This window comes from Sphingomonas sp. GW821-FHT10F11 (genome assembly GCF_058809095.1).
In genome coordinates, this window is record NZ_JBXASH010000003.1 from 488701 (window position 1) to 509311 (window position 20611).

General features: G+C 65.0%; 18 protein-coding genes. 6 read left to right on the forward strand and 12 right to left on the reverse strand.

Annotation, left to right across the window (positions count from 1 at the left end):
- Positions 1–50 precede the first annotated feature (50 nt).
- The gene (locus AC1RT8_RS12715) at positions 51–1193 is read right to left on the reverse strand and encodes an SET domain-containing protein (RefSeq protein ID WP_493076015.1); all 1143 of its coding nucleotides are present in this window, start codon (positions 1191–1193) and stop codon (positions 51–53) included.
- 109 nt (positions 1194–1302) lie between these two features.
- Positions 1303–2454: a succinyl-diaminopimelate desuccinylase gene (gene dapE, locus AC1RT8_RS12720; RefSeq protein ID WP_493076016.1), complete on the reverse strand. Its 1152-nt coding sequence runs from the start codon at positions 2452–2454 to the stop codon at positions 1303–1305.
- A gap of 10 nt (positions 2455–2464) precedes the next feature.
- Here dapE and AC1RT8_RS12725 point away from each other — a divergent pair, with 10 nt between their 5' ends.
- Complete coding sequence (locus AC1RT8_RS12725; RefSeq protein WP_493076017.1) at positions 2465–2911, forward strand: cupin domain-containing protein; 447 nt, start codon at positions 2465–2467, stop codon at positions 2909–2911.
- A gap of 203 nt (positions 2912–3114) precedes the next feature.
- Here AC1RT8_RS12725 and AC1RT8_RS12730 read toward each other — a convergent pair whose 3' ends face one another.
- From AC1RT8_RS12730 to AC1RT8_RS12765, 8 genes are all read right to left on the reverse strand, one after another.
- Entirely contained in the window at positions 3115–3783 is a 669-nt protein-coding gene (locus AC1RT8_RS12730) for a glutathione S-transferase family protein (protein ID WP_493076018.1), read from the reverse strand.
- Positions 3784–3839: 56 nt separating this feature from the next.
- Positions 3840–4970 (reverse strand): zinc-binding dehydrogenase, encoded by a 1131-nt coding sequence (locus AC1RT8_RS12735; RefSeq protein ID WP_493076019.1) that lies wholly within the window; start codon positions 4968–4970, stop codon positions 3840–3842.
- A 64-nt stretch (positions 4971–5034) separates the two neighbouring features.
- Positions 5035–5676, reverse strand: coding sequence for a ribosome biogenesis GTP-binding protein YihA/YsxC (yihA, locus tag AC1RT8_RS12740; protein WP_493076020.1), 642 nt, complete (start codon positions 5674–5676; stop codon positions 5035–5037).
- Positions 5677–5679: 3 nt separating this feature from the next.
- Positions 5680–7386 (reverse strand): membrane protein insertase YidC, encoded by a 1707-nt coding sequence (yidC, locus tag AC1RT8_RS12745; protein ID WP_493076022.1) that lies wholly within the window; start codon positions 7384–7386, stop codon positions 5680–5682.
- Between the two features lie 45 nt (positions 7387–7431).
- On the reverse strand, positions 7432–7644 hold the full coding sequence (gene yidD / locus AC1RT8_RS12750; RefSeq protein WP_372857062.1) for a membrane protein insertion efficiency factor YidD: 213 nt from the start codon (positions 7642–7644) through the stop codon (positions 7432–7434).
- A gap of 61 nt (positions 7645–7705) precedes the next feature.
- A complete protein-coding gene (rnpA, locus tag AC1RT8_RS12755) occupies positions 7706–8032 on the reverse strand; it encodes a ribonuclease P protein component (protein ID WP_493076130.1) in 327 nt (108 codons plus the stop codon).
- The gene (rpmH, locus tag AC1RT8_RS12760) at positions 8029–8163 is read right to left on the reverse strand and encodes a 50S ribosomal protein L34 (RefSeq protein WP_010162954.1); all 135 of its coding nucleotides are present in this window, start codon (positions 8161–8163) and stop codon (positions 8029–8031) included. Before rpmH ends, rnpA begins: the two co-directional genes overlap by 4 nt.
- An 87-nt stretch (positions 8164–8250) precedes the next feature.
- Positions 8251–8532, reverse strand: a complete 282-nt coding sequence (locus tag AC1RT8_RS12765; protein ID WP_493076023.1) for a hypothetical protein — start codon at positions 8530–8532, stop codon at positions 8251–8253.
- A 127-nt stretch (positions 8533–8659) separates the two neighbouring features.
- Between AC1RT8_RS12765 and AC1RT8_RS12770 the strand changes: the two genes are divergently transcribed.
- Together AC1RT8_RS12770 and AC1RT8_RS12775 are read left to right on the forward strand one after the other, a co-directional pair.
- Positions 8660–10168 carry a YifB family Mg chelatase-like AAA ATPase gene (locus tag AC1RT8_RS12770; RefSeq protein ID WP_493076024.1) on the forward strand — a complete coding sequence of 503 codons (1509 nt, stop codon included), beginning with the start codon at positions 8660–8662 and terminating at the stop codon, positions 10166–10168.
- 957 nt (positions 10169–11125) lie between these two features.
- The gene (locus tag AC1RT8_RS12775; RefSeq protein ID WP_493076025.1) at positions 11126–14320 is read left to right on the forward strand and encodes a TonB-dependent receptor; all 3195 of its coding nucleotides are present in this window, start codon (positions 11126–11128) and stop codon (positions 14318–14320) included.
- A gap of 90 nt (positions 14321–14410) precedes the next feature.
- On the opposite strand, the gene AC1RT8_RS12780 is transcribed toward AC1RT8_RS12775, so the two are convergent.
- On the reverse strand, positions 14411–14899 hold the full coding sequence (locus AC1RT8_RS12780) for a MarR family winged helix-turn-helix transcriptional regulator (protein WP_493076026.1): 489 nt from the start codon (positions 14897–14899) through the stop codon (positions 14411–14413).
- A gap of 153 nt (positions 14900–15052) precedes the next feature.
- Between AC1RT8_RS12780 and AC1RT8_RS12785 the strand changes: the two genes are divergently transcribed.
- Together AC1RT8_RS12785 and AC1RT8_RS12790 are read left to right on the forward strand one after the other, a co-directional pair.
- Positions 15053–15475: a DoxX family protein gene (locus tag AC1RT8_RS12785; RefSeq protein ID WP_493076028.1), complete on the forward strand. Its 423-nt coding sequence runs from the start codon at positions 15053–15055 to the stop codon at positions 15473–15475.
- Positions 15476–15907: 432 nt separating this feature from the next.
- Positions 15908–17737, forward strand: a complete 1830-nt coding sequence (locus AC1RT8_RS12790) for a hypothetical protein (protein ID WP_493076029.1) — start codon at positions 15908–15910, stop codon at positions 17735–17737.
- A gap of 51 nt (positions 17738–17788) precedes the next feature.
- Here the strand turns inward: AC1RT8_RS12790 and AC1RT8_RS12795 are convergent, their stop codons facing one another.
- Positions 17789–18130 (reverse strand): hypothetical protein, encoded by a 342-nt coding sequence (locus AC1RT8_RS12795; RefSeq protein ID WP_493076030.1) that lies wholly within the window; start codon positions 18128–18130, stop codon positions 17789–17791.
- A 244-nt stretch (positions 18131–18374) separates the two neighbouring features.
- Here AC1RT8_RS12795 and AC1RT8_RS12800 point away from each other — a divergent pair, with 244 nt between their 5' ends.
- The gene (locus tag AC1RT8_RS12800; RefSeq protein WP_493076031.1) at positions 18375–20549 is read left to right on the forward strand and encodes a sulfatase-like hydrolase/transferase; all 2175 of its coding nucleotides are present in this window, start codon (positions 18375–18377) and stop codon (positions 20547–20549) included.
- Positions 20550–20611: the final 62 nt, after the last annotated feature.

A 20611-nucleotide genomic window follows, 5' to 3' on the forward strand; every position in this document is an offset into this window, starting at 1 on the left:
CGCGCGCCCACCCCCAACCCCTCCCTTGAAAGGGAGGGGCTTTAATGGGGTCAGGCGGCCCGATCCCGCTTCTCGACCATATCCTTCCGCCGGAGATAGGGCGCGACCAGGTTGCGGGCGCGGAACCATTCCTGCCGTTCCGGCGCCAGGGTTTCGAAATTGCCGATCACGCGGCGGCAGTCGGGGCTGCGGCACTGGCAGATCATGTGCCAGTTCGATTCCTTGAGCGTCGTCGAATAATCCCAGGCGATCTCCTCGCCCGGCGCGATGTCGCGCACCGCGACCAGGAACACGCCGTCGACCGCGAAGCGCAGGCCGGCATTGGGGGCGCAGCTATGGTTGATCAGGTCGTCGATCCGCCCCGACGGGCCCATATAGTGATCGGGCGTGACCTGGACGAAGCGGTCGCTCGATCCGCGCATCAGGCTGGGCACGCGATCGGCGCGGAAGCGGCGGCCGGTGAAGCGGATGATGGTGTCGCCCTCGGCAAAGCCGAGCGCGGCATAGACCGTCTTGCCGAGATGCGTCTCACCAACCGAGAAGAGGTTCGCGGCGGGGCTGTACGCGTCGAGGATGTAGAAGCGCCCATTGCGGAAGCCGAGCGAGCGCAGCGGGTTGATCGTGGCGAGGCCGACCATGAACCAGACGCTGGCATGGCAGGCCAGCTCGACGAACAAATAGGCATATTCGCCGACATGCTGATCGCCGCTGCGGGTCGCGACGATCAGGGTGGCGAGATCGCCGACCGTCCACAGGCCCCAGGCGGGCGAACGCTCGCGCGCGCGATCCTGCCACACGCTTTCCCAGGTCGGCCAGAAGCTGACCGGCACCGCGGCGACGACGAGCATATGTGCCCAGAAGGCGTTGCTGGAGATGATCCAGACGATGAGCGCGGCAAGACAGGCGGCCATGCAGATCATCTCGCCGCGCGACGGCGCGGCCCAGTTGGAGCGGCGCCAGATGCCGATCGTCACGACGATGCAGGCGACCGAGGCGAGGGCGAACACCCAGCTTTGCAACGCGCCCGGATTGACGGCCGCGTAGGTGCCGGCCTCGACCGCGGTTGCCGCGCTCCAGATCAGCCAGGAGGCTCGATTGGGCTGCACCAACTGACGACGCAGGCCGGTCAGATAAACGGCATACCCCCCCAGGCTGCAGACGATCGCGACAATGAACCAGGGTTCGATGGGCATGTCCGGTTACCGTTATGGTTAAACGAACATTACGCGGGTGCGCGACTCCCGTCTATAAAAACCTAGGAGTCACCACGAGTCGCGGGGAATCGCGAGTCATCTGAATCGCTTAACTGGTGCTTTTTGACGCGCCGATATGCCCGATGATATCGGCGTAGATGTCGGTCAGTGCGATCAGGTCGTCGATCGCCACCGCTTCGTCGAGCTTATGCATCGTCGCGTTGATCAGGCCGAATTCGACGACGGGGCAGAGCGCCGACAGGAAGCGCGCGTCGGAAGTCCCACCGGTGGTCGACAGTTCCGGCCGGATGCCCTGCTGTGCCTCGATCGCGTCGCCGATCAGCGTCGAGAGCGCCCCTGGGGCGGTAAGGAAAGCATCGCCCGAGACCCGCGCAATCATCTTCCCTTCGGGGGCGTGGCGGTGGACGATCTCCTCGATCCGCGCGGCGAGGTCATCGCCCTTGTGCAGGTCGTTGTAGCGGATGCTGAGCCGCGCCGAGGCGTGCGCTGGGATCACATTGGTCGCGGGATTGCCGACGGTGATGTCGGTCGCCTCGATATTGGAGGGCTGGAACCATTCATTGCCCTGGTCCAGCACGATCGCGTCGATCTCGGCGAGGATCGTGACCAGCTTCGGGATCGGATTGTCGGCAAGATGGGGGTAGGCGACATGGCCCTGCCGGCCGGGCACGTCGATCCAGATATTGACCGAGCCGCGCCGCCCGATCTTGATCATGTCGCCGAGCCGCGCGACGGAGGTGGGCTCGCCTACCAGGCAGAAATCGGGCTTCAGGCCGCGCTCGCTCATGCGATCGATCAGCGCGCGGGTGCCGAAGATGGCGGGGCCTTCCTCGTCTCCGGTGATGATCAGGCTTTGCGTGCCCATGGCGGGCGCCCGGCCCAGCGCTGCGACGAAGGCAGCGATCGCGCCCTTCATGTCGACCGCGCCGCGTCCGTGCAGCAGGCCGCCGCGGATCTCCGGCTCGAAGGCACCGCTAGTCCAGCCCGCGCCCGGCGGCACGACATCGAGATGGCCGGCAAAGGCGAAATGCGGCCCGCCGCTCCCGCGTACGGCGAGGAGGTTCTCGACTGGGCCGTCCGGCGCCTCGCCGATGATGAAGCGATCCACCCCGAAGCCGAGCGGCACCAGCGCCGCTTCGAGGACGTCGAACACGCTGCCCTGTGCAGGGGTAACGCTCTCGCAGGCGATCAGCGCCTTGGTCAGCGCGACGACATCGGGCAATCTGGTCTCAGCATCCATGGAGGTGGCATTGCCCAAGCTCGATCTCGATACAATCCCGCAGACCAATGCGACCGGCTATCCGCCGCCGCATTCGGAGAAAGTCCAGGGCCGCTGGTATCGCCGCCTTGCGCCGGCATCCGGCTTGAACGACTTCGGGGTGAGCCATGTCACCTTGAAGCCGGGCGCCTGGTCGTCGCAGCGGCACTGGCATGAGGGCGAGGACGAGTTCCTGGTGATGATCGCGGGCGAGGCGGTGCTGGTCGATGATGACGGCGAGCATGTCATGCGCCCGGGCGCCTGTGCGGCCTTCCCGAAGAATGACGGCAACGGCCATGTGCTGCAGAACCGCAGCGATGCGGATTGCGTGTTCGTCGCGGTCGGGCGGCCATCGGATACCGACTGCCATTATCCGGACATCGATATGCATTTGTTTGCGGGCAAGGGGTTCCGGCGGAAGGATGGCGGGGACTTCTAGCGGCGGTTTGCGCCCTGTTCCTCGCTAATAACCGGGCTGATCTTCACGGTAGCGGGGACGGGCGAAGCGCGGATTTTTCGACCATCATGAGAAAGAGCGTGCTGGTCCGCGCGATTCGGACCATGCACGCGTTCGCACCGCGGTTGAATCGATCGTCGGCGCCTTTTGATTCTGGGCCCCGGCCTGCGCCGGGGCGACTTCGCTTACGCCGAAGTCGGCTGCTCGAATTGCTCGATCACCCATTCCTCTTCCTGCGCGCCGGCGATCCAGTCCTGCATGAAGGGGTGCTGCAGCACCGCATCCATGTAGCCGGTGGCGAAGCGGGCGATCGGCAGGCCGTAGGTGACCAGGCGGGTCACCACTGGCGCGTACATCATGTCGACTGCGCCGAACTCGCCGAACAGGAACTTGCCGGTCCCACCGAAGCGGGCGCGGGCCTGGGCCCAGAGTTCCATGATGCGCCCGATATCGGCGAGCACATCGTCGTCGGGGCGCTTGGGCGGGAAGACCTGGCGGATGTTCATGCTGTGCTTGCGGCGCAGCGCGGTGAAGCTCGAATGCATCTCCGCCGCCATCGAGCGGGCCATGGCGCGGGCGGTGTCGTCCTCGGGCCAGAACTTTGCGCGCTCGGTCTTTTCGGCGAGATATTCGATGATGGCCAGGCTGTCCCATACCACGGCATCACCGTCCCACAGGATCGGCACCTTGCCCGAGGAGGGGGCAAACTCGTCGCCTTCGCGGCGCTTGTCCCAGTCGGCGTCGTAGAGCGGCACGACCACTTCCTCGAAGGGTAGGCCCGACTGCTTGCACGCGAGCCAGCCGCGCAGGGACCAGGAGGAATAGGCCTTGTTGCCGATGATGAGCTTGAGCATGGGCGGCTGGATAGACGGGCCGGACGCGGGCGGCAACTCCCGCGCCCGATGCGGTGTTACAGGCCCTTGCTGGGGTTGATCAGGAACTTCTCGCCGGTCGCTTTCCGCGCATAGGCGGCGATCGTCTCGGGCTGAAGCGCCTCGGCCAGCGAGATTTCCGAGGTGTAGTGGCTGGCGAAGGTGGTGGTGAGTTCGGCGGCGACACGGGCGCGCATGCGCTGGCCGGTTTCCTGCCCGGCCTTCATCAGGAAATAGGTGAGCAGGAAGCCGCCCACGCCCCAGGCCATGCCGGTGTTGCGGCCGATCTCGGTCGGGCGCGTGTCGAGCACACCATAGATATAGACCTGCTTGTGCGTGGTCGAACCGTACCGGCTGTACGACGTCATTTTCCGCGTCGCGGCGACTTCCATCGCGGCGATCAACTGCCCGGCCAGCGGACCGCCGCCGACGGCGTCGAAGGCGAGGGTCGCGCCGGTTTCCATCAGCGCATCGATCAGCTTGTTGCGGAAATCGGGGGCGGTGCTGTCGACGACATATTTCGCGCCGATATCAGTCAGGATCTTCGCCTGCGCTTCGCTGCGCACGACGTTCACCAGCGGCACGCCGTCGGCGATGCAGATGCGGTTGAGCATCTGGCCAAGGTTGGAGGCAGCGGCGGTGTGGACCAGCGCGGTATGGCCCTCTCCGCGCATCGTCTCGACCATGGCGAGCGCGGTCAGCGGGTTGACGAAGCAGGACGCGCCCTGGGCCGAGGTGGTGCCCTCGGGCAGGACCAGTGCCTCGGCGGCGCGCATCACGCGATATTGCGAATACATCGACCCGCCGAGGATCGCGACGGTGCGGCCGATCAGATGCTTCGCGTCGTCGCCCGCATCGACCACCACGCCGGCGCCTTCGTTACCGACCGCCATGGCTTCACCGATCCGCGCCTGGAGCGAGGGGAGGAAAGCGGGATTGACCGACGCAGTGACGACCGGGCGGTCGGCGGGGCCGCTGGCCGCGATCGTCGTCAGGTCGGCCGGGCCGAGCAGCAGCCCGAGATCGGACGGATTGAGCGGCGAGGCCTCCATGCGCACGACGATCTGGTCGGCGCCGGGCGCGGGAATCGCGACATCGTCCAGCGTCAGGCGGAGTTCGCCTTCGGGGGTGATCAGCGAGCTGATCTGCAGGCCGGTGGTGATGGTCATCGCGTCTCTCCCTCTTTATGGGTAGCGATATGCAACGGAAGTTGAATCGACGCGAGAGGGATTCTCAGCCGATCGCTTCGATCACTGCGGCGCGCAGTTCAGGGATGCCGAGGCCGGTCTCGCTCGAGGTCTCGAGGATGTCGGGATGTGCCGCGGGGCGCTTGCGGACTTCGTCAGCGGTCTGCGCGGCGACCTCAGCGAGTTCGGTCGGCTTGATCTTGTCGGCCTTGGTCAGGACGATACGATAGCTGACGGCGGCCTTGTCGAGCATCTCGAGGATTTCGCGGTCGACTTCCTTGATGCCGTGGCGCGCATCGATCAGCACGAGCGCGCGCTTCAGTTCCTGCCGGCCGCGCAGGAAGTCGTTCACCAGGAAGCGCCACTTCTTGACGATATCCTTGGGCGCCTTGGCGAAGCCGTAACCGGGCATGTCGACGAGCCGGAAGGCGAGAGGATCGCCCACGTCGAAGAAGTTCAGCTCCTGGGTGCGGCCCGGGGTGTTGGACGTGCGGGCGAGCGCGTTGCGGCCCGTCAGCGCGTTGAGCAGCGACGACTTGCCGACATTGGAACGGCCCGCGAACGCAACCTCGGGCACGGTCGCGTCCGGCAGGAATTCGAGCTTTGGCGCCGACTTCAGGAAGGCGACCGGGCCGGCGAAGGTCTTTCGCGCGACCTCGATCATTTCGGGGGTGAAGGGATCAGCCATGGGTCATTTCGCGATCGCCTCTTTCATCCCCGGATGCCGCGCATAGAGCAGGCGCTGCTGGAGGATGGTGAGGGTGTTGGACGTGATCCAGTAGATCTGCAGGCCGACCGCGAACGGCGCCATCACGAACATCAGCACCCAGGGCATCAGCGCGAAGACCTGCTTCTGCGCCTCGTCCATCGGGGCCGGATTCAGCTTGAACTGGAAGTACATCGAGATGCCGAGCAGCACCGGGATCACGCCGATCGCCAGGAAATGCGGCAAGGTGAAGGGCAGATAGCCGAACAGGTTGAGGATGGTCGCGGGATCGGGCGCCGACAGATCCTTGATCCACAGCACGAAGGGCTGATGGCGCATTTCGATCGTCAGCAGCAGCACCTTGTACAGCGCGTAGAAGATCGGGATCTGCAGGAAGGTCGGCAGGCAGCCCGCGAGCGGATTGACCTTCTCGGCCTTGTACAGCGCCATGATCTCCTGCTGCTGGCGCGGCTTGTCGTCCTTATACTTCTCCTGCAGCGCCTTCATCTTGGGCTGGATCGCGCGCATATTGGCCATGGAGGCGAACTGGCGCTGGGCGATCGGGAACATCAGGCCGCGAATCGTGATGGTCAGCAGGATGATCGCGACGCCGAAATTGCCGACCAGCCGGAACAGCAGGTCGAGATAATAGAAGATCGGCTTCTCGATGATGCGGAACCAGCCCCAGTCGATGCCGTAATCGAGCATCGTGAAGCCCTGCTTGTCGGTATAGCGATCGAGCAGGCGCACTTCCTTTGCACCGGCGAAGAAGTTCGAGGTCTGGGTCACCTGCTGCCCGGGCTGGAGCAGCTTCGGGTTGATCGCGTAATCGGCCTGGTACGCCTTGTTGGCGCCGGCGCGGAACTGGCCGTCGAACGCCTGCGCCTTGTCGGGGACGAGAGCGGTCAGCCAGTATTTGTCGGTGAAGCCGAGCCAGCCCGAGGTAGTGGTGAACTTTTCCGGCGCCTTGTCGACGTCGCTGAAGTTGATGCCGTAATCGGCCTTGCCGTTATAGACCGCCATCGGGCCGATCTGCACCGTCCAGGTATCGGGATCCTTGAACACACCCGTCCGGTTCACCAGGCCATAGGTCGCGACCGGTACCGCGCCCGCGCCGTTGTTGGCGACGGTCTGGCGGATGGTGAACATGTAATCGTCGTCGACCGAGATCTCGATGCGGAAATGCTGGCCCTGTGCATTGGCGGCGTCGAGCGTCACCGGCTTGCCGGGCGCCAGGATCGGGCTGCTCGCGGTCCAGACGGTATCGGCGCTCGGCGGCTTCAGGCCGTCGTCGCGCCAGCCGAAGCCGGCGAAATAGGCCTCGGGCGCACCGGACGGGGAGAGCAGGCGGATCGGCACCGAATCCTTGGCGATCGTCTCCTTGTAGTTGACGAGCACCAGGTCATCGATGCGCGGGCCCTTCAGGTTGATCGAGCCGCGCAGCTTCGACGTCTGAATCTGCACGCGCTGCGGGCTCTCGGCCAGCACCGTCTTGAGGTCGCGCACCGCGGCGGCGCCCTCTGCGGCGGGGCTCGTGCCGGGGGCAGGGACGACCTTGCTCTTGCCGTCCACCATCTTGGTGACCGGCGGGTTGGCCGCCGGGAAGAACTTTGCCGTCACGATCGGCCAGCCGAACAGGATCAGCGCGGCGAACACCGCGAACAGGATGAAATTCTTGTTGTCGTTATTCACGTGAGTGATGTCCCGCTCATGATAGGCGTCTGGTCTTGCATTGCTTCAGGGAACCGGATCGTGACCGAACCCGCCCCAGGGATGGCACCGTCCGATCCGTTTTGCCGCCAGCCACCCGCCCTTCAGCGCGCCATAGCGGCGAAGGGCCTCGATTGCATAGCTTGAACAGGTCGGCTGATAGCGACAGCTGGGCGGCAGGATGGCGGATGGGCCGATCTGCCAGAAACGGACCAGGGCGATGAGGAGGCGGGTCAGCATGGTGCGGAACCCGCCAAGCCGTCGCTCCGGAAGTGTTCCGGCATGACAGGCGTGGGGATTGTCACCGCGCCACCTTCGTCAGCGCCTTGGCGAGATCGGCACGGAGCTGCGCGAAGTCGCGTTCGATGCCGCCGTTGCGCCCGATCAGCACATGGTCCGCGCCGCGAATGCCCGATTCGGGCAGCAGATCGCGGGCGAGCGCGCGCAGGCGGCGCTTCATGCGGTTGCGCACGACCGCATTGCCGATCTTCTTGGTGACGGTGTACCCGATTCGCATCGACGGATCGCCGTCGGCACGATCGCGCACGAGCAGGACGAAGCCCGGCATCGGTGCGCGTTTTCCCGCATTCGCCGCGAGAAAATCGCGGCGGACACGGAGCGTGGTCAGGCCGACAGCTTCTTGCGGCCGCGATTGCGGCGAGCGCGAATCACGTTGCGGCCGCCCGGAGTCGCCATCCGCGACCGGAAACCGTGCCGGCGCGCGCGCACCAGATTGCTCGGCTGAAAGGTCCGCTTCATCGTTCATTCCCTGGTCGTCTGAATAGAAAAGGGCCGCCACGCGGACGGCCTCGTAGCGGGTGCCCTTAGGCAAAGAGTGCGGCTTAGTCAACGTTCCAGGGGCGCCCGGTCGCGTTCGCGGCGACGGCGGGCGCTCGCGCGGCGCAGGCCGATATCGGCATAGTGGCCGAGCTTCGGCCAGCGGCGCTTGGTGTGCACGAAGCGCCGCTTCGCCCAGTGCGAGTTCTGCAGCATCAGCGCCAGCCCGCCGGCAAACACGAACACGCCACCAGGGCCGGGGATCACGCCGACCAGCGGCGTCGCGATCACCAGCAGGACGCCCAGCCAGAAGAGGCAGAAGCGGATCGTCGGATGGCGTGTACTGCGCATGGGACTTGATGTGGGCACGGTGTGTTGGTTTGACAAGACACTCTTCCTGTTCCTGTCGGGAGGGGGCGGTTCCTTCCCGGACAAAATTGCGTATGACCAACGTTCTTCGGGGGAAATCGGGGGCATTATGGTCGCGAGCGTATCGACGGTGGCGTATCTCGGGCTCGAGGCGCGTGCCGTCGAAGTGCAGGTCCAGCTCATCCCGGGCCTGCCGGCGTTCAATGTGGTCGGGCTGGCCGACAAGGCGGTGGCGGAGAGCCGCGAGCGGGTGCGCGGGGCGATCGCGGCGATGGGCCTCTCGCTGCCGCCCAAGCGCATCGTGGTGAACCTGTCGCCGGCCGATCTGCCCAAGGAAGGGTCGCATTTCGACCTGCCGATCGCGCTCGCGTTGCTCGGGGCGATGGGCGTGGTCGATGCCGAGACTCTGGCCGATTATGTCGTGGTGGGTGAGCTTGGCCTGGATGCGCGCGTGGCTTCCTCGCCAGGCGTGTTGCTGGCGGCCTTGCATGCATCGGAGATCGGCAAGGGGCTGGTCTGCCCGGCCGCGCAGGGATCCGAAGCTGCCTGGGCGGCGGGCGTGCAGGTGCTGGCCGCGCCCGACATCCTCGCGCTGCTCAATCATTTCAAGGGGCATGGCCTGCTCTCCCCGCCGCAGCCGGGCGAGGTCGAGGAAGCGGGGTTCGGCCCCGATCTCGCGCAGGTGAAGGGGCAGGAGACCGCCAAGCGCGCGCTGGAGATCGCCGCGGCCGGCGGCCACAATATGGTGATGGTCGGCCCGCCGGGCGCGGGCAAATCGCTGATGGCGGCATGCCTGCCGGGCATCCTGCCGCCGCTCGACGCGGCCGAGGCGCTCGAAGTGTCGATGGTGGCGAGCGTGGCCGGGACGCTCAGCGGCGGGCGGCTGACCCGCACCCGGCCGTTCCGTGCGCCGCATCATTCGGCGTCGATGGCGGCGTTGGTCGGCGGCGGGCTGAAGGTGAAGCCGGGCGAGGTGAGCCTCGCACATCTCGGCGTGCTGTTCCTCGACGAATTGCCGGAATTCCAGCGCGCGGTGCTCGATTCGCTGCGTCAGCCGCTGGAGACCGGCACCGTCAGCGTCGCGCGGGCGAATGCGCATGTGACCTTTCCCGCGCGCGTGCAGCTGATCGCGGCGATGAATCCATGCCGTTGCGGGCATCTCGGCGATGCGTCGCTCGCCTGTTCGCGCGCGCCGCGCTGCGCGGCGGATTACCAGACCAAGGTCTCGGGGCCGCTGCTCGACCGGATCGACCTGCATGTCGAGGTGCAGGCAGTGAGCGCCGCCGATCTCGTGCTGCCGCCGCCGGCGGAAGGGTCGACGGAAGTCGCCGCGCGCGTGGCCGCGGCGCGGGCGATCCAGGCGGCGCGTTATGCCGACCACCCGATCCGCACCAATGCCGAGGTGGACGGCGTGCTGCTGGAAGCGGTGGCGACGCCCGACGAGGCGGGGCGGAAACTGCTCGCCCAGGCATCGGAGGCGATGCGGCTGTCGGCGCGCGGCTATACCCGCATCCTGCGCGTGGCGCGGACCATCGCCGATCTGGCCGGGAGCGAGGGGGTGGGGCGGATCCATGTGGCGGAAGCGCTGAGTTATCGGCGGCAGGCGCCGCGGAACTGAGGTACGCCGCTGCCGCCGTTGGGGCGGGACTGTGTTGGAGTGAAGGCAAGTAAAGCGGCCATGGCGATACTGCGGGGTCGACAGTAAAAAGCCATTTTTGCCACTCAACGTCGACCCCGATTTTTTCACATCGTTACTTGGAGGGCGATGAAGAGGATTCCTATTCACATGCGATGTGTGCCCTTTGAGGTGCGGTTCTTCCTCAGTTCGGCAAGGAAATACATCCGTAGAATAGACGGATAGTTGCGGAATTATGAGAATCGGTCGATCGGTACTGACACTCTTCATCGCGCGCATGTTGGACTCCGGCCTTATGCTGACTCTCCCGGTTCGACGGCGTCATCGCGTCGAGGGCAACAGCGCAGGATAGCCGAGGCAGCCTTGCCGGTTGAATCGAGGGGGCTTCGCCACGCGCGCAATCGCGCCCTATCGCGCGAGATCGCGCGGGCCATAAATCACTCTGACCCCTTTTCCACCCAGTTCGTGGCCCGCCCGATCGCGGCGCCGGAAGTAATGGCGCGCGCGCAACGAGTCGGACGCATGGCGCGACACTGTCGCCGGCCTGCTCAAGACCGGCGTGGCCTGACACCGGTGGCATAAAGTGAAGCATTGGTCTTACCAACAACAAGCCGGCAGCAAGGTCGCATAACACCTCTTCGTCAATTATGCTTTTATTCTCTGTCTATTAACGTCCTCTTTCTGCATCCGCAGGGAGGGCTGACAGAGCGCGCTTGGCCGACAGAACGCCCCGCATCACATTAATGCTTGACAAGTGGCCCGACCAATACGGTAAATTGGCACGACAACGTAGGACAAAAAATGGAGCGGGAGATGGACAGGGTAACCAAAGGGGACCGATTGCAGCTGACGCCGATCTTGGGCGGGCGGCTGAGCTTCTTTTGTGGCGTATCATTGGCGGCTCTTACCGCAGCCTGTCCAACCGCTTATGCCCAGGCCGTGCCGACGCCCGCGAAGGGTGCGCCGACCCATCCGGCGGGGGCGCCGGCCCCGGAGCAGACTGGTCCGACTTCAGTCGCGCAGACTGGTCAGGACTCGCAGGTAAACGATGGCCAGACCAGCGGCGCGGCTGGGAACGATGCGGCTGGAGCCGACATCGTGGTGACCGGCCTTCGCGCCAGCATCGAGTCAGCGCGCAACCAGAAGAGGGACGCGGATGTCGTGGTCGACAGCGTATCCGCGCAGGACATCGGGGCGCTCCCCGATCGCAGCGTCACCGAGGCGCTGCAACGCATTCCCGGCGTATCGATCACCCGCTTCGCCGCGGGCAACAATCCCGACCGTTTCTCGGTCGAGGGCAGCGGCGTCGTGGTGCGCGGCCTGACCTATACGCGCAGCCAGTTGAACGGCCGCGACACCTTCACCGCCAACAATGGCCGCGGCCTGAGCTTTGCCGATGTGCCGGCCGAACTGCTGGCGGGTGTCGATGTCTACAAGAGCCCAAGCGCCGACATGATCGAGGGCGGCATTTCCGGTATCGTCAACCTGCGCACGCGCCTGCCGTTCGATGCGCGCGGACGGCTGCTCGCGGCGACGGTCGAACAGAATTACAGCGACTTCGCGAACAAGTCGGCGCCGAACGTGTCGGTCCTGCTGAGCGACCGCTTCTCCACCGGGATCGGCGAGTTCGGCGTGATGGCCAGCTTCGTGCGTTCCGAACTCAATTCGCGCGCCGACGGAATCCAGATCGCCAATTTCGGCCTGCGCGGGCTCGACGCGTCGGGTGCGCTGGTCGCCCCGACCACGCCCGGCGCGCGCCAGGTCTATGTACCGCGCGGCGGCGGCCAGCGTACCCAGGAATATAATCGCGTCCGCTATGGCTATGCCGGTGCGTTCCAGTGGCGGAGCAACGATAGTCGCGCGACCGCGACGTTCCAGTTCCTGCGTTCCGACGCGCGCGAGCGCTCCGACGAACACACGATGGAGATCGCGACCGACAACGTCACCTCGGCCGGCGATTCCAGGCCGTTGGCCGGCACCGCGCTCACCTTCGATGACGACGGCATCTTCAGCAGCGGCACCTTGACGGCGCCGATCGGCTATCGGGACGACCAGTATAATTCCCGGGCGCGCGTGCCGCTCTCGGGGATGAAGAGCAACAACACCGCCCGTTATGTCGACCGTCATTTGCTGACCGACGATTTCGGCGCGAATCTGAAATGGGAGGTCAGCAACCGGCTGGCGCTGAAGCTCGACTATCAGCATGTCCGTTCGAAGGTCGATGTCTACGACATGAGCGTGCGTACGGTGAGTTATCAAAACACCGCGATCCAGCTCAACGGCGATGCGCTGCCGGGCCTCACCTTCATCCCGGTCCCGACCTGCCCCACGCGCGCCGCGTGCGGTCTTTCGGCCAATCCGACCGCTACGCCCTATCCGCCGACCTACCTTCTGCCGCCGCACGCCAGCTATCTCGATCCGTACAACACCTTCTACGGCGCGGCGATGGACCATGTCGAAAACAGCGACGGCAATGAGGACGCGGCGCGGATCGACCTGAGCTACAGCCTGCCCGAGGGCTGGCTGAAGTCGGTCGATGCCGGCTATCGCTGGGCCAACCGCCTGAACACGGCGCGCTTCTCCGCCTATAATTATGGGGTGCTCAGCGACATCTATGCCGGCGCGGGGCCGGTCTGGCTCGATGATCCGGTCAACGGCATCCCGGACAATGTCGGCACCAATCCGAGCCGGCTCGGCGGGCCGGTGGGGCCGTCGACACCGTTCTTCTTCAACGATTTCTATCGCGGGCAGATTGCCAGCCCGGCGGGCCAGGGCCGCCTCTATTTCCCCTCGGCGATGCTGCGCGACTATGGCGCCGCGAGCGCGACCCTGATGCAGATCGGCGACGAATGGCGCGCGCGCCTGCTTAACGGCTGCCCGCAGAACTGGGTGCCGCTTTCGCAGCGGTGCGGCGTCATTCCCGGTACCGATTATCTGCCCGGCGAAATCAACCCGGTCGAGGAGACCGTCAACGCCGGCTATCTGGTCGCGCGGTTCGGCGGCGAATTTGCCAATGGCTGGAAGCTGACCGGCAATGCGGGGGTCCGCTATACGTCGACCCTTCGCGAGGCGTCGGGCTTTTATTCCTTCCCGTCGCGGGTTTACAGCTGCTCACAGCCGACATCGCCTTTCTGCGCGTTCGTGGCCGACGCCAACCAGTTCTCCAACGGCGCGCTGACGCCGGTCGCGGCGCGGCTGAACTATGATTATTTCCTGCCGGCGTTCAACGCGAAGCTGTCGGTCGGCGGCGGGCTGCTGTTCCGCGTCGCCTATAACAAGTCGATCGCGCTGCCCGAGTTCGGCCTGACCCGCGCCTTCTACAATGTCGTGCTCAACACGGCCGATCAGACGATCGTCACCAACGGCCGTCCAGTGGCGATCTTCAACGTCGGCAACCCGTATCTGAAACCGGTCCGGGCGGACAATATCGACCTGACCGCCGAATATTATTTCTCCAAGGTCGGCCAGATTTCGCTGGCGCTGTTCGCCAAGGATCTGCGCGGCGTCGTCACCAACGGGACCGAACGGCTGACCTTCACCAACAACGGTGTCAGCTTCGACGGGATCGTGACGACCCCGCTCAACGCGCCCGATATCGGGCGGGTGCGCGGGTTCGAGGTCGGCTATTCGCAAACCTATGATTTCCTTCCCGGCCTGTTGTCCGGCCTCGGCCTGACCGCGAACTTTACCTATGTCGACGCGAAGGGCGTGCGGCAGAGCACCTTGTCGAGCACCGATCCCGACGTCGCGGCAGGCACCGTCGCGAGCGTCGACACCAGCCGGCTGCCGCTGCAGGGGCTGTCCAAATACACGTTCAACCTCCAGCCCTTCTACCAGCGCGGCAAGCTGGAGGTGCGCGCTGCCTATTCCTGGCGCTCGCGCTTCCTGCTCACGACGCGCGACGTGATCGTGCCGTTTGCGCCGATCTTTTCCGAGGCGACCGGGCAGCTCGACGCATCGGCGTTCGTCACGGTGACGCCGAACATCCGGCTGGGGGTTCAGGGATATAATCTGACGGCGGCGACGACGCGGACCTCCCAGGTGATCAACAACAATCTGGTCACCGCGCCGCGCTCATGGTTCGTCGCCGACCGCCGCATCACCCTGTCGCTGCGGGCGCGGCTGGGCAAATGATCGCGGCGGTAAGCCGACAGCGATCCCGTCTCCGGCACGACACAGATCAGGGGTTGGGTTGAGCGTGAGTGACTCCGACCCCTTTTCACCTCAAGGCTCGAGGGAAACCATCAGTTTTCGCAAAATGCGCGCCAATGTCTCGCGCTCTGTCCGATCGAGGCAATTCAACAGGTCGAGTTCGTTCGCCATATCGGCTCGAAAGGCTTCTTCGGCGACATGCACACCCTTTTCGGTGAGGCAGGCAACAATGCTCCTTTTATCCTGTGTCGACTGTTGTCGCGCAATCAACCCGGCCTTCTCGAGCCGGGCAAGTCGGCTCGTCAGCCCGCCGGATGACAGCATCAGCGATGTGTAGAGTTGCGTCGGCGTCAGCCGGTAAGGCGGACCGGAACGCCGTAGCGCGCCAATGACGTCGAACTCGCCCCGATCGATGTCGAATTTGGCGAATACGGCGTTGATCTTGGGGTGAGCGAGATGGGCGAGCCGGTTGATGCGTCCCAGCGTCGACATCGCCGTGGTATCGAGGTCCGGCAACTCCCTGGCCCATTGTTCCCTGAATCGGTCGACATCATCGATCATTGCATTTTCCATGATACGGGGTGCGATATTTATCTTGACGACGAGATAAATGCGCCTAATTATCTCGCCGTCAAGATATTATTGTGAACCTGCTCTCTGGAGGCGTTTCACACCGCGAGCCCTCCAAAAGCGACAACCGGAAAGGAGAGATCAATGAGTAACGCTGCCTTTATCTGGACAGGGCGAGTCTTGAGCGGCTTGTTCATTCTGTTCATGGCCGGTGCTTCGATCGCGCCGAAATTGTTTCTCGCCGAAAAAGTCAGCGCCCCCTCCATGATCGCGTTGGGGTGGCCCCCCAAATACCTCTTTTTCATCGCTTTTATCGAGATCGTCGGAACTGTTCTCTACGCGATCCCGCGGACAAGCATTTTGGGGGCTGTCTGGATGACCGGCCTGCTCGGCGGCGCCATCGCCACGCAGATCCGGATCGAGAACCCGCTCTTCACGCACATCCTGTTCGGCGTCTATCTGGGCTTGTTCATGTGGGGCGGTCTATGGCTGCGGGACCCGAAGCTTCGAGCCCTGTTTCCGGTTCGCACATCCGGCGCTATCCAGGCGACGGACGGGGCTGCCTGAGAAGGCGCCCCAGGCCCGAGGATCAGGTCTTGTGGAAAAGGGGTCGGGGTCATTGGCGCGATTCTCGGCGCCGATTGCGTTCGGCCTGCCTGTAAATGACTCCGACCTCCTTTTTATTCGGGGACACTATTAATTGAATTGAGTATAGTGTCCCCGAATTTCTGGTGGCCAAGGCTCGCCTCTTACCTGAAACGCGATCGCGGCGCTGGCTCGAGGCGCAGGACCTGACATAGGCTGAGAGTGTCGAAATTCACTCCGACCCCTTTTTTCTGGGCGCCAACGGATGCTCGTGTTGGTAAGTGCCCAAGTAACCGAGACTCCGGATTTTCCGGGCGCAATTCTCACCGGATCGGTTCGAATTCCTTCCTCCCGCGATTGACTCACTGCGCGCCCGGGCATCTTTTTGCGGGCGGATTCCTCGCGGAGAGTGTCATGACCGATCAGGGCTCGAGCAGCTTCGTCACCCCGGTGTACCGGACCAGCGGCGCAGCGGCCGCCGCCTTGCCGGCCAGCGGCGCCACGACCGGCGGGGTCGGCATCTGCCTCAGCGGGGGCGGCTCGCGGGCGATGGGGGCGGGGATCGGCCAGCTCCAGGCGCTGGAGATGCTGACCACCGGCTCGGGGGACAGCCTGCTCAGCCAGGTCGTGGCGATGTCGACCGTCTCCGGCGGCGGCTGGGTCGGCATTCCCTTCACCTATCTGCCGTCGAGCTTTTCCGATGCGCAGTTCCTCGGCAGCTATACCGATCCGGCCGCGCTGACCGATGCGATCATCGATGCGTCGCCGGCGGGCTGGATCGGCGGGCAGGTGTCGAGCGGCTTCTCGATCGCCGATCTCGCAGCGAAGGCGGTGTATCTGCGGGCGAAGAGCGTGCCGTCGAGCATGTTGTGGCAGACGCTGATGGGCCTGCATTTCCTTCAGCCCTATGGCCTGTTTCCCGCATCGTCCGGCGATTATCAGCCGAACAGTCTGTTCTCCTATGACACGCTGGTGCTCGACGGTCAGGTGACCGGGCCCAATCCGTCGCTGGCCGATGTGCCGGCCTATCTCGTCGCGCAGGTTGCCGGGCAGGGCAGGCCCTATCTGCTCGGCGTCGCCAGCATGTTCGTGACCCTGCCCAGCGACGACAATGCCAAGGCGCTCGTGCCGGTCCAGTCGACTCCGGTGCTGACCGGCATCCTGCCGACACCCGACGGAGGCGTCGATGGGAACGGCCTGGCGGTGGGCGGCGGGGCGGTCGGCTCGTTCGGGTTCAATTCGGTTTATCAGTCGATCGGTAGCGACGGGTACGCGACGATCCAGCAGAGCCGGCAATGGTCGCTGATGGATATTCTCGGCACGAGCAGCGCCGCCTTCGCCGCGACGCTCGAAGGCCAGATCGCCGAGTGGTCGCGATCGCCTCAGCGTTTCGCCGCGGCGATGCGCGTGCACAAGGACAGCGCCGCGGCGAGCCTGGCCGGGGCCGGCTATTCGGCGGTCGAGGTGGCCGGCACGCTGGAAGCGCTCGCCACCGCCGCCGAGAGCGGCGGCATGGATGCGGTCAAGGGGCAGCTCGGCGGAGCTGACGTGCTGAGCGGGCTGATCCCGAAATATGACTATTGGTCGCCCGGGACGCCGCCGTCCGCCGGCGGTGCGGCGTCGCAGGACTTTGCCGATGGCGGATCGCTCGACAATACCGGGGTCACCTCGATGCTGTTCTATCCCGACGTGTCGAGCATCATCGCCTTCGTGAACACCGAGAATGCGCTGAAGCAGGATTCGAGCGGGAATATCGTGGTCGATTCCAGCATTCCCGCTCTGTTCGGCTTCCAGGCTTATAACGACAAGGTGTCGCCGCCCTATGCGCCGTCATCTCAGGCGCCGGCGAGCGATCTGCACCGGTTCAGCCAGGTCTTTTCCAGTGACGCTTTCCAGCCTTTGCTGGAGGGTTTGTGGCAGAGCATCGGTAGCGGCGAGAGTATGGCGCCGATCTTCACTCAGCAGCTGACGACCGTGGAAAATGACTGGTTCGGCATCCCGGCCGGCCGCGACGTGACGGTGCTGTGGGTGTATCTCGGCATGTCGGAGACCTGGTACAAGCTGCTCACCAGCGAGCTGGTCAAGCTGAAGGTCGATGTCGAGCTCGCGACTCAGGACTTCCCGCACTACGGCACGCTCAGGACCGAGCGGTCGGCGGTCCAGATGAACCTGCTGTCCAATCTGACGGCGTGGACGGTGCTACAGAACAGTGCGGCCTTTACGGCGTTGTTCGACCCGACATGAGAAAAGGGGCGCCACCGCGGTGACGCCCCCCATCAACTTTATCCGCCCGCCTCAGCCGCGGCGGCTGTCCCAGTCGCGGCGCTCGAGGCGCAGCTTGATATGGATGCGGTTCACCTGGTTCTGCAGCGCGCTCACTTCGGCTCGGTTCAGGCCGCCGCGCAGATAATTGTTGTAGGTGCGCTGCAGGTTGGTTGCGTCGCGACGCAGGCCCATGGCCTCGCGCTGCGAGATGGTGCGGCGCTGCTGCGCGCGCTGGATCTGGTTCTGCAGCTGGTTGATGTCGCTCTGGATCTCCCGCTCGACCCGGGGCTGGATCCGCCAGGCCTGGGCGGAGGCCGGAACGGCGGCGATCGTAGCAGACAGCATCGCGATCGAGATCAGTATCTTACGCATGACAAACTCCTTTTGACTCCTTGGCCCCTCGTTGGGCGCCATGGGTGTTCTGGAGCGCGCCTGTTGCACAATTGTGCCGTTTCGACCGCGAAAGTGTCGCGATCTGTCGTTCGGTCGCGGGGTCCGTTCAGCTTCGCTGAAATGTCATAACCGTTTCGGCTCCGACTCAGAATCCGCTTGCCCTCGTGCCATGGCATGAAGCGCCATGCGGGCGCCTCGATGTCCGCCGGATGAGGAGCGGGACATGGCGAGCAGCGCGAACGGTAGCGGCATGAACGGCACGAGCATTGCGGGCAGCCCGACCCCGGCACCGCCGCCGCAGCACAACATCCTGCTGATCACCTGCGACCAGTATCGCTTCCCGCGCTTCTCCTATGGTGCCGAGGGCGGGTTCGACCCGCTGCTGAAGGAGATTCTCGGCTTCCAGGGCGAAATCCGCGAGGACAACCCCTATGCGAAATTCTTCCCGGGCCTGCTCAGGCTGCGGCGGAATGCCGTGGTGCTACGCAATCACACCATCGCGGCGAGCGCCTGCACGCCGAGCCGCGCGGTGATCTATACCGGGCAATATGGCACCAGGACCGGCGTCACCCAGACCGACGGCCTGTTCAAGAACGGCGATTCCGCCAATTTCCCCTGGCTCGAGGCGGACGGCATCCCGACGCTCGGCACCTGGATGCGTCAGGCGGGCTATTCCACGCATTATTTCGGCAAATGGCACGTCTCCAACCCGCCCGAGCATTCGCTCAAGCGATACGGCTTCGACAATTGGGAGGAGAGCTATCCCGAACCGCACGGCGCCCAGCCCAACAATCTCGGCGTCTATCGCGACGCCGGCTTCACCGACAGCGCCTGCACCTTCATCCGCCGCCAGGGCCTCGCCTCCAACTACAACCGCGCCTATGCCGCGATGGCGATCGAGGATCCGGGCACGACGGGGCCCGACAAGAGCGCGATTCCGCCCTGGTTCGCGGTCGCGTCCTTCACCAACCCGCACGACATCGCGACCTATCCCGGCGTGATCGCCCAGGCGTTGCCGGCCGACGATCCGCAGCCCATCACCATCGGCCCGAAGACGATCACGCCGACCACCCAGTCGATCTTCGGGCCGTTGACCGTGCCGGTTGCTGGTGATGCGACGCCGGCCCCCGTCGCCGGATCGATCCAGATTCCGCTCAATCCGCTCGGCTTCCCGCAGGATTGCGCGAACCCCTCGCCGACCCAGAATGAGGATCTTTCGACCAAGCCGAGCTGCCAGCACGAGATGGCGTACAAGGTCGGCCTCGCGCTCGCGGCGAAGGGCGGGTTCAACATCGTCAGCGGCCTGGTCGGCGCCGCGGCCGCGGCGATCGAAGGGGCGCTGCCGGACGGCGGCAGCAACCTTCCCGACCTCGACCATCCGTTCCGCGAGCAGGAGATGCAGGCGGCGGTCAACCTCTCGCTCAAGAGCTGCCTGCCGCTGCAGCTTTCCGACGATCCCGACGAGAATTGCCTGTTGTTCCTTCAGCTCTATGGCTGGCTGCACGCGGTGGTCGACACGCACATCAACGCCGTGCTCGACGCGCTCGAGGAATCGGGCCAGGCCGACAACACCATCGTCATCTTCCTGGCCGATCACGGCGAATATGCCGCGGCGCACGGCATGATGATCGAGAAGTGGCATACCGCCTATCAGGAGGCGCTGCATGTGCCGGTGGTCGTGCAGTTTCCCGTGCCCGACGACACGGAGCACCCAACCCCGGCGGGCGTGGTCGCGCCCGAGCCAGCGCAGCTCGATGCGCTCACCAGCCATATCGATATCCTGCCGACCGTGCTCGGGCTGGCCGGGGTCGATGCGGCGACGCGCCGGACCTACAGCAATCAGCTCGCCCAGAGCCGGCCGGTGCCGCCGCTGCCCGGCGTCGATCTGTCCGAGGTCATCCTTAACGCGCTGAGCGACGACCCGGTGGAGATCCCGATCGTCGAACCCGATGGCGGCGTGCGCGAAGGCTTGTTGTTCATCACCGACGACGAGATCACCGCGCCGCTGCCGCCGTCGCGGACGGCGCAGGAGAAGCACAGCTATGAAGAATTCGCCGTCTATCAGGAAGTGGTCGCCTCGGTGATCACCGGCAAGGGCGGCAAGGGGCCGGTCGCGCTCAAGCCGGGATCGGTGAAGCAGCCCAACCATGTCCGCGCCGTCCGGACCAGGGACTATAAGCTCGCCCGCTATTTCGATCCGTCCGGCCGCGAGGCGCAGGAATGGGAGATGTACGATCTGGTCGACGACCCGAACGAAGCGGTCAACCTGGTCGAGGTCTGCAGCGCACAACCCGAGCTTCCCCAGGCTCGCGCCGATCTGCCGCACCGGGAGAAGGTGCAGGAGGTGGCTGACCATATGGCGCGGCTGCTGGCGACGCTGGAGAAGCGCGACCTGTAGCCCCGACATGAAAAAGGGCGGACAACCGCGTGGTTGCCCGCCCTTTTCGTCGCGGTGGTTGA

Bases quoted from the DNA above. Each gene is read 5' to 3' on its own strand.
- AC1RT8_RS12785 (WP_493076028.1), top strand. From the start codon at position 15,053: ATGAGTAACGCTGCCTTTATCTGGACAGGGCGAGTCTTGAGCGGCTTG.
- yidD (WP_372857062.1), bottom strand. From the start codon at position 7,644: ATGCTGACCCGCCTCCTCATCGCCCTGGTCCGTTTCTGGCAGATCGGC.
- AC1RT8_RS12790 (WP_493076029.1), top strand. From the start codon at position 15,908: ATGACCGATCAGGGCTCGAGCAGCTTCGTCACCCCGGTGTACCGGACC.
- rpmH (WP_010162954.1), bottom strand. From the start codon at position 8,163: ATGAAGCGGACCTTTCAGCCGAGCAATCTGGTGCGCGCGCGCCGGCAC.
- yihA (WP_493076020.1), bottom strand. From the start codon at position 5,676: ATGGCTGATCCCTTCACCCCCGAAATGATCGAGGTCGCGCGAAAGACC.
- AC1RT8_RS12770 (WP_493076024.1), top strand. From the start codon at position 8,660: ATGGTCGCGAGCGTATCGACGGTGGCGTATCTCGGGCTCGAGGCGCGT.
- AC1RT8_RS12735 (WP_493076019.1), bottom strand. From the start codon at position 4,970: ATGACCATCACCACCGGCCTGCAGATCAGCTCGCTGATCACCCCCGAA.
- AC1RT8_RS12780 (WP_493076026.1), bottom strand. From the start codon at position 14,899: ATGATCGATGATGTCGACCGATTCAGGGAACAATGGGCCAGGGAGTTG.
- AC1RT8_RS12800 (WP_493076031.1), top strand. From the start codon at position 18,375: ATGGCGAGCAGCGCGAACGGTAGCGGCATGAACGGCACGAGCATTGCG.
- dapE (WP_493076016.1), bottom strand. From the start codon at position 2,454: ATGGATGCTGAGACCAGATTGCCCGATGTCGTCGCGCTGACCAAGGCG.
- AC1RT8_RS12715 (WP_493076015.1), bottom strand. From the start codon at position 1,193: ATGCCCATCGAACCCTGGTTCATTGTCGCGATCGTCTGCAGCCTGGGG.
- AC1RT8_RS12765 (WP_493076023.1), bottom strand. From the start codon at position 8,532: ATGCGCAGTACACGCCATCCGACGATCCGCTTCTGCCTCTTCTGGCTG.
- AC1RT8_RS12730 (WP_493076018.1), bottom strand. From the start codon at position 3,783: ATGCTCAAGCTCATCATCGGCAACAAGGCCTATTCCTCCTGGTCCCTG.
- AC1RT8_RS12795 (WP_493076030.1), bottom strand. From the start codon at position 18,130: ATGCGTAAGATACTGATCTCGATCGCGATGCTGTCTGCTACGATCGCC.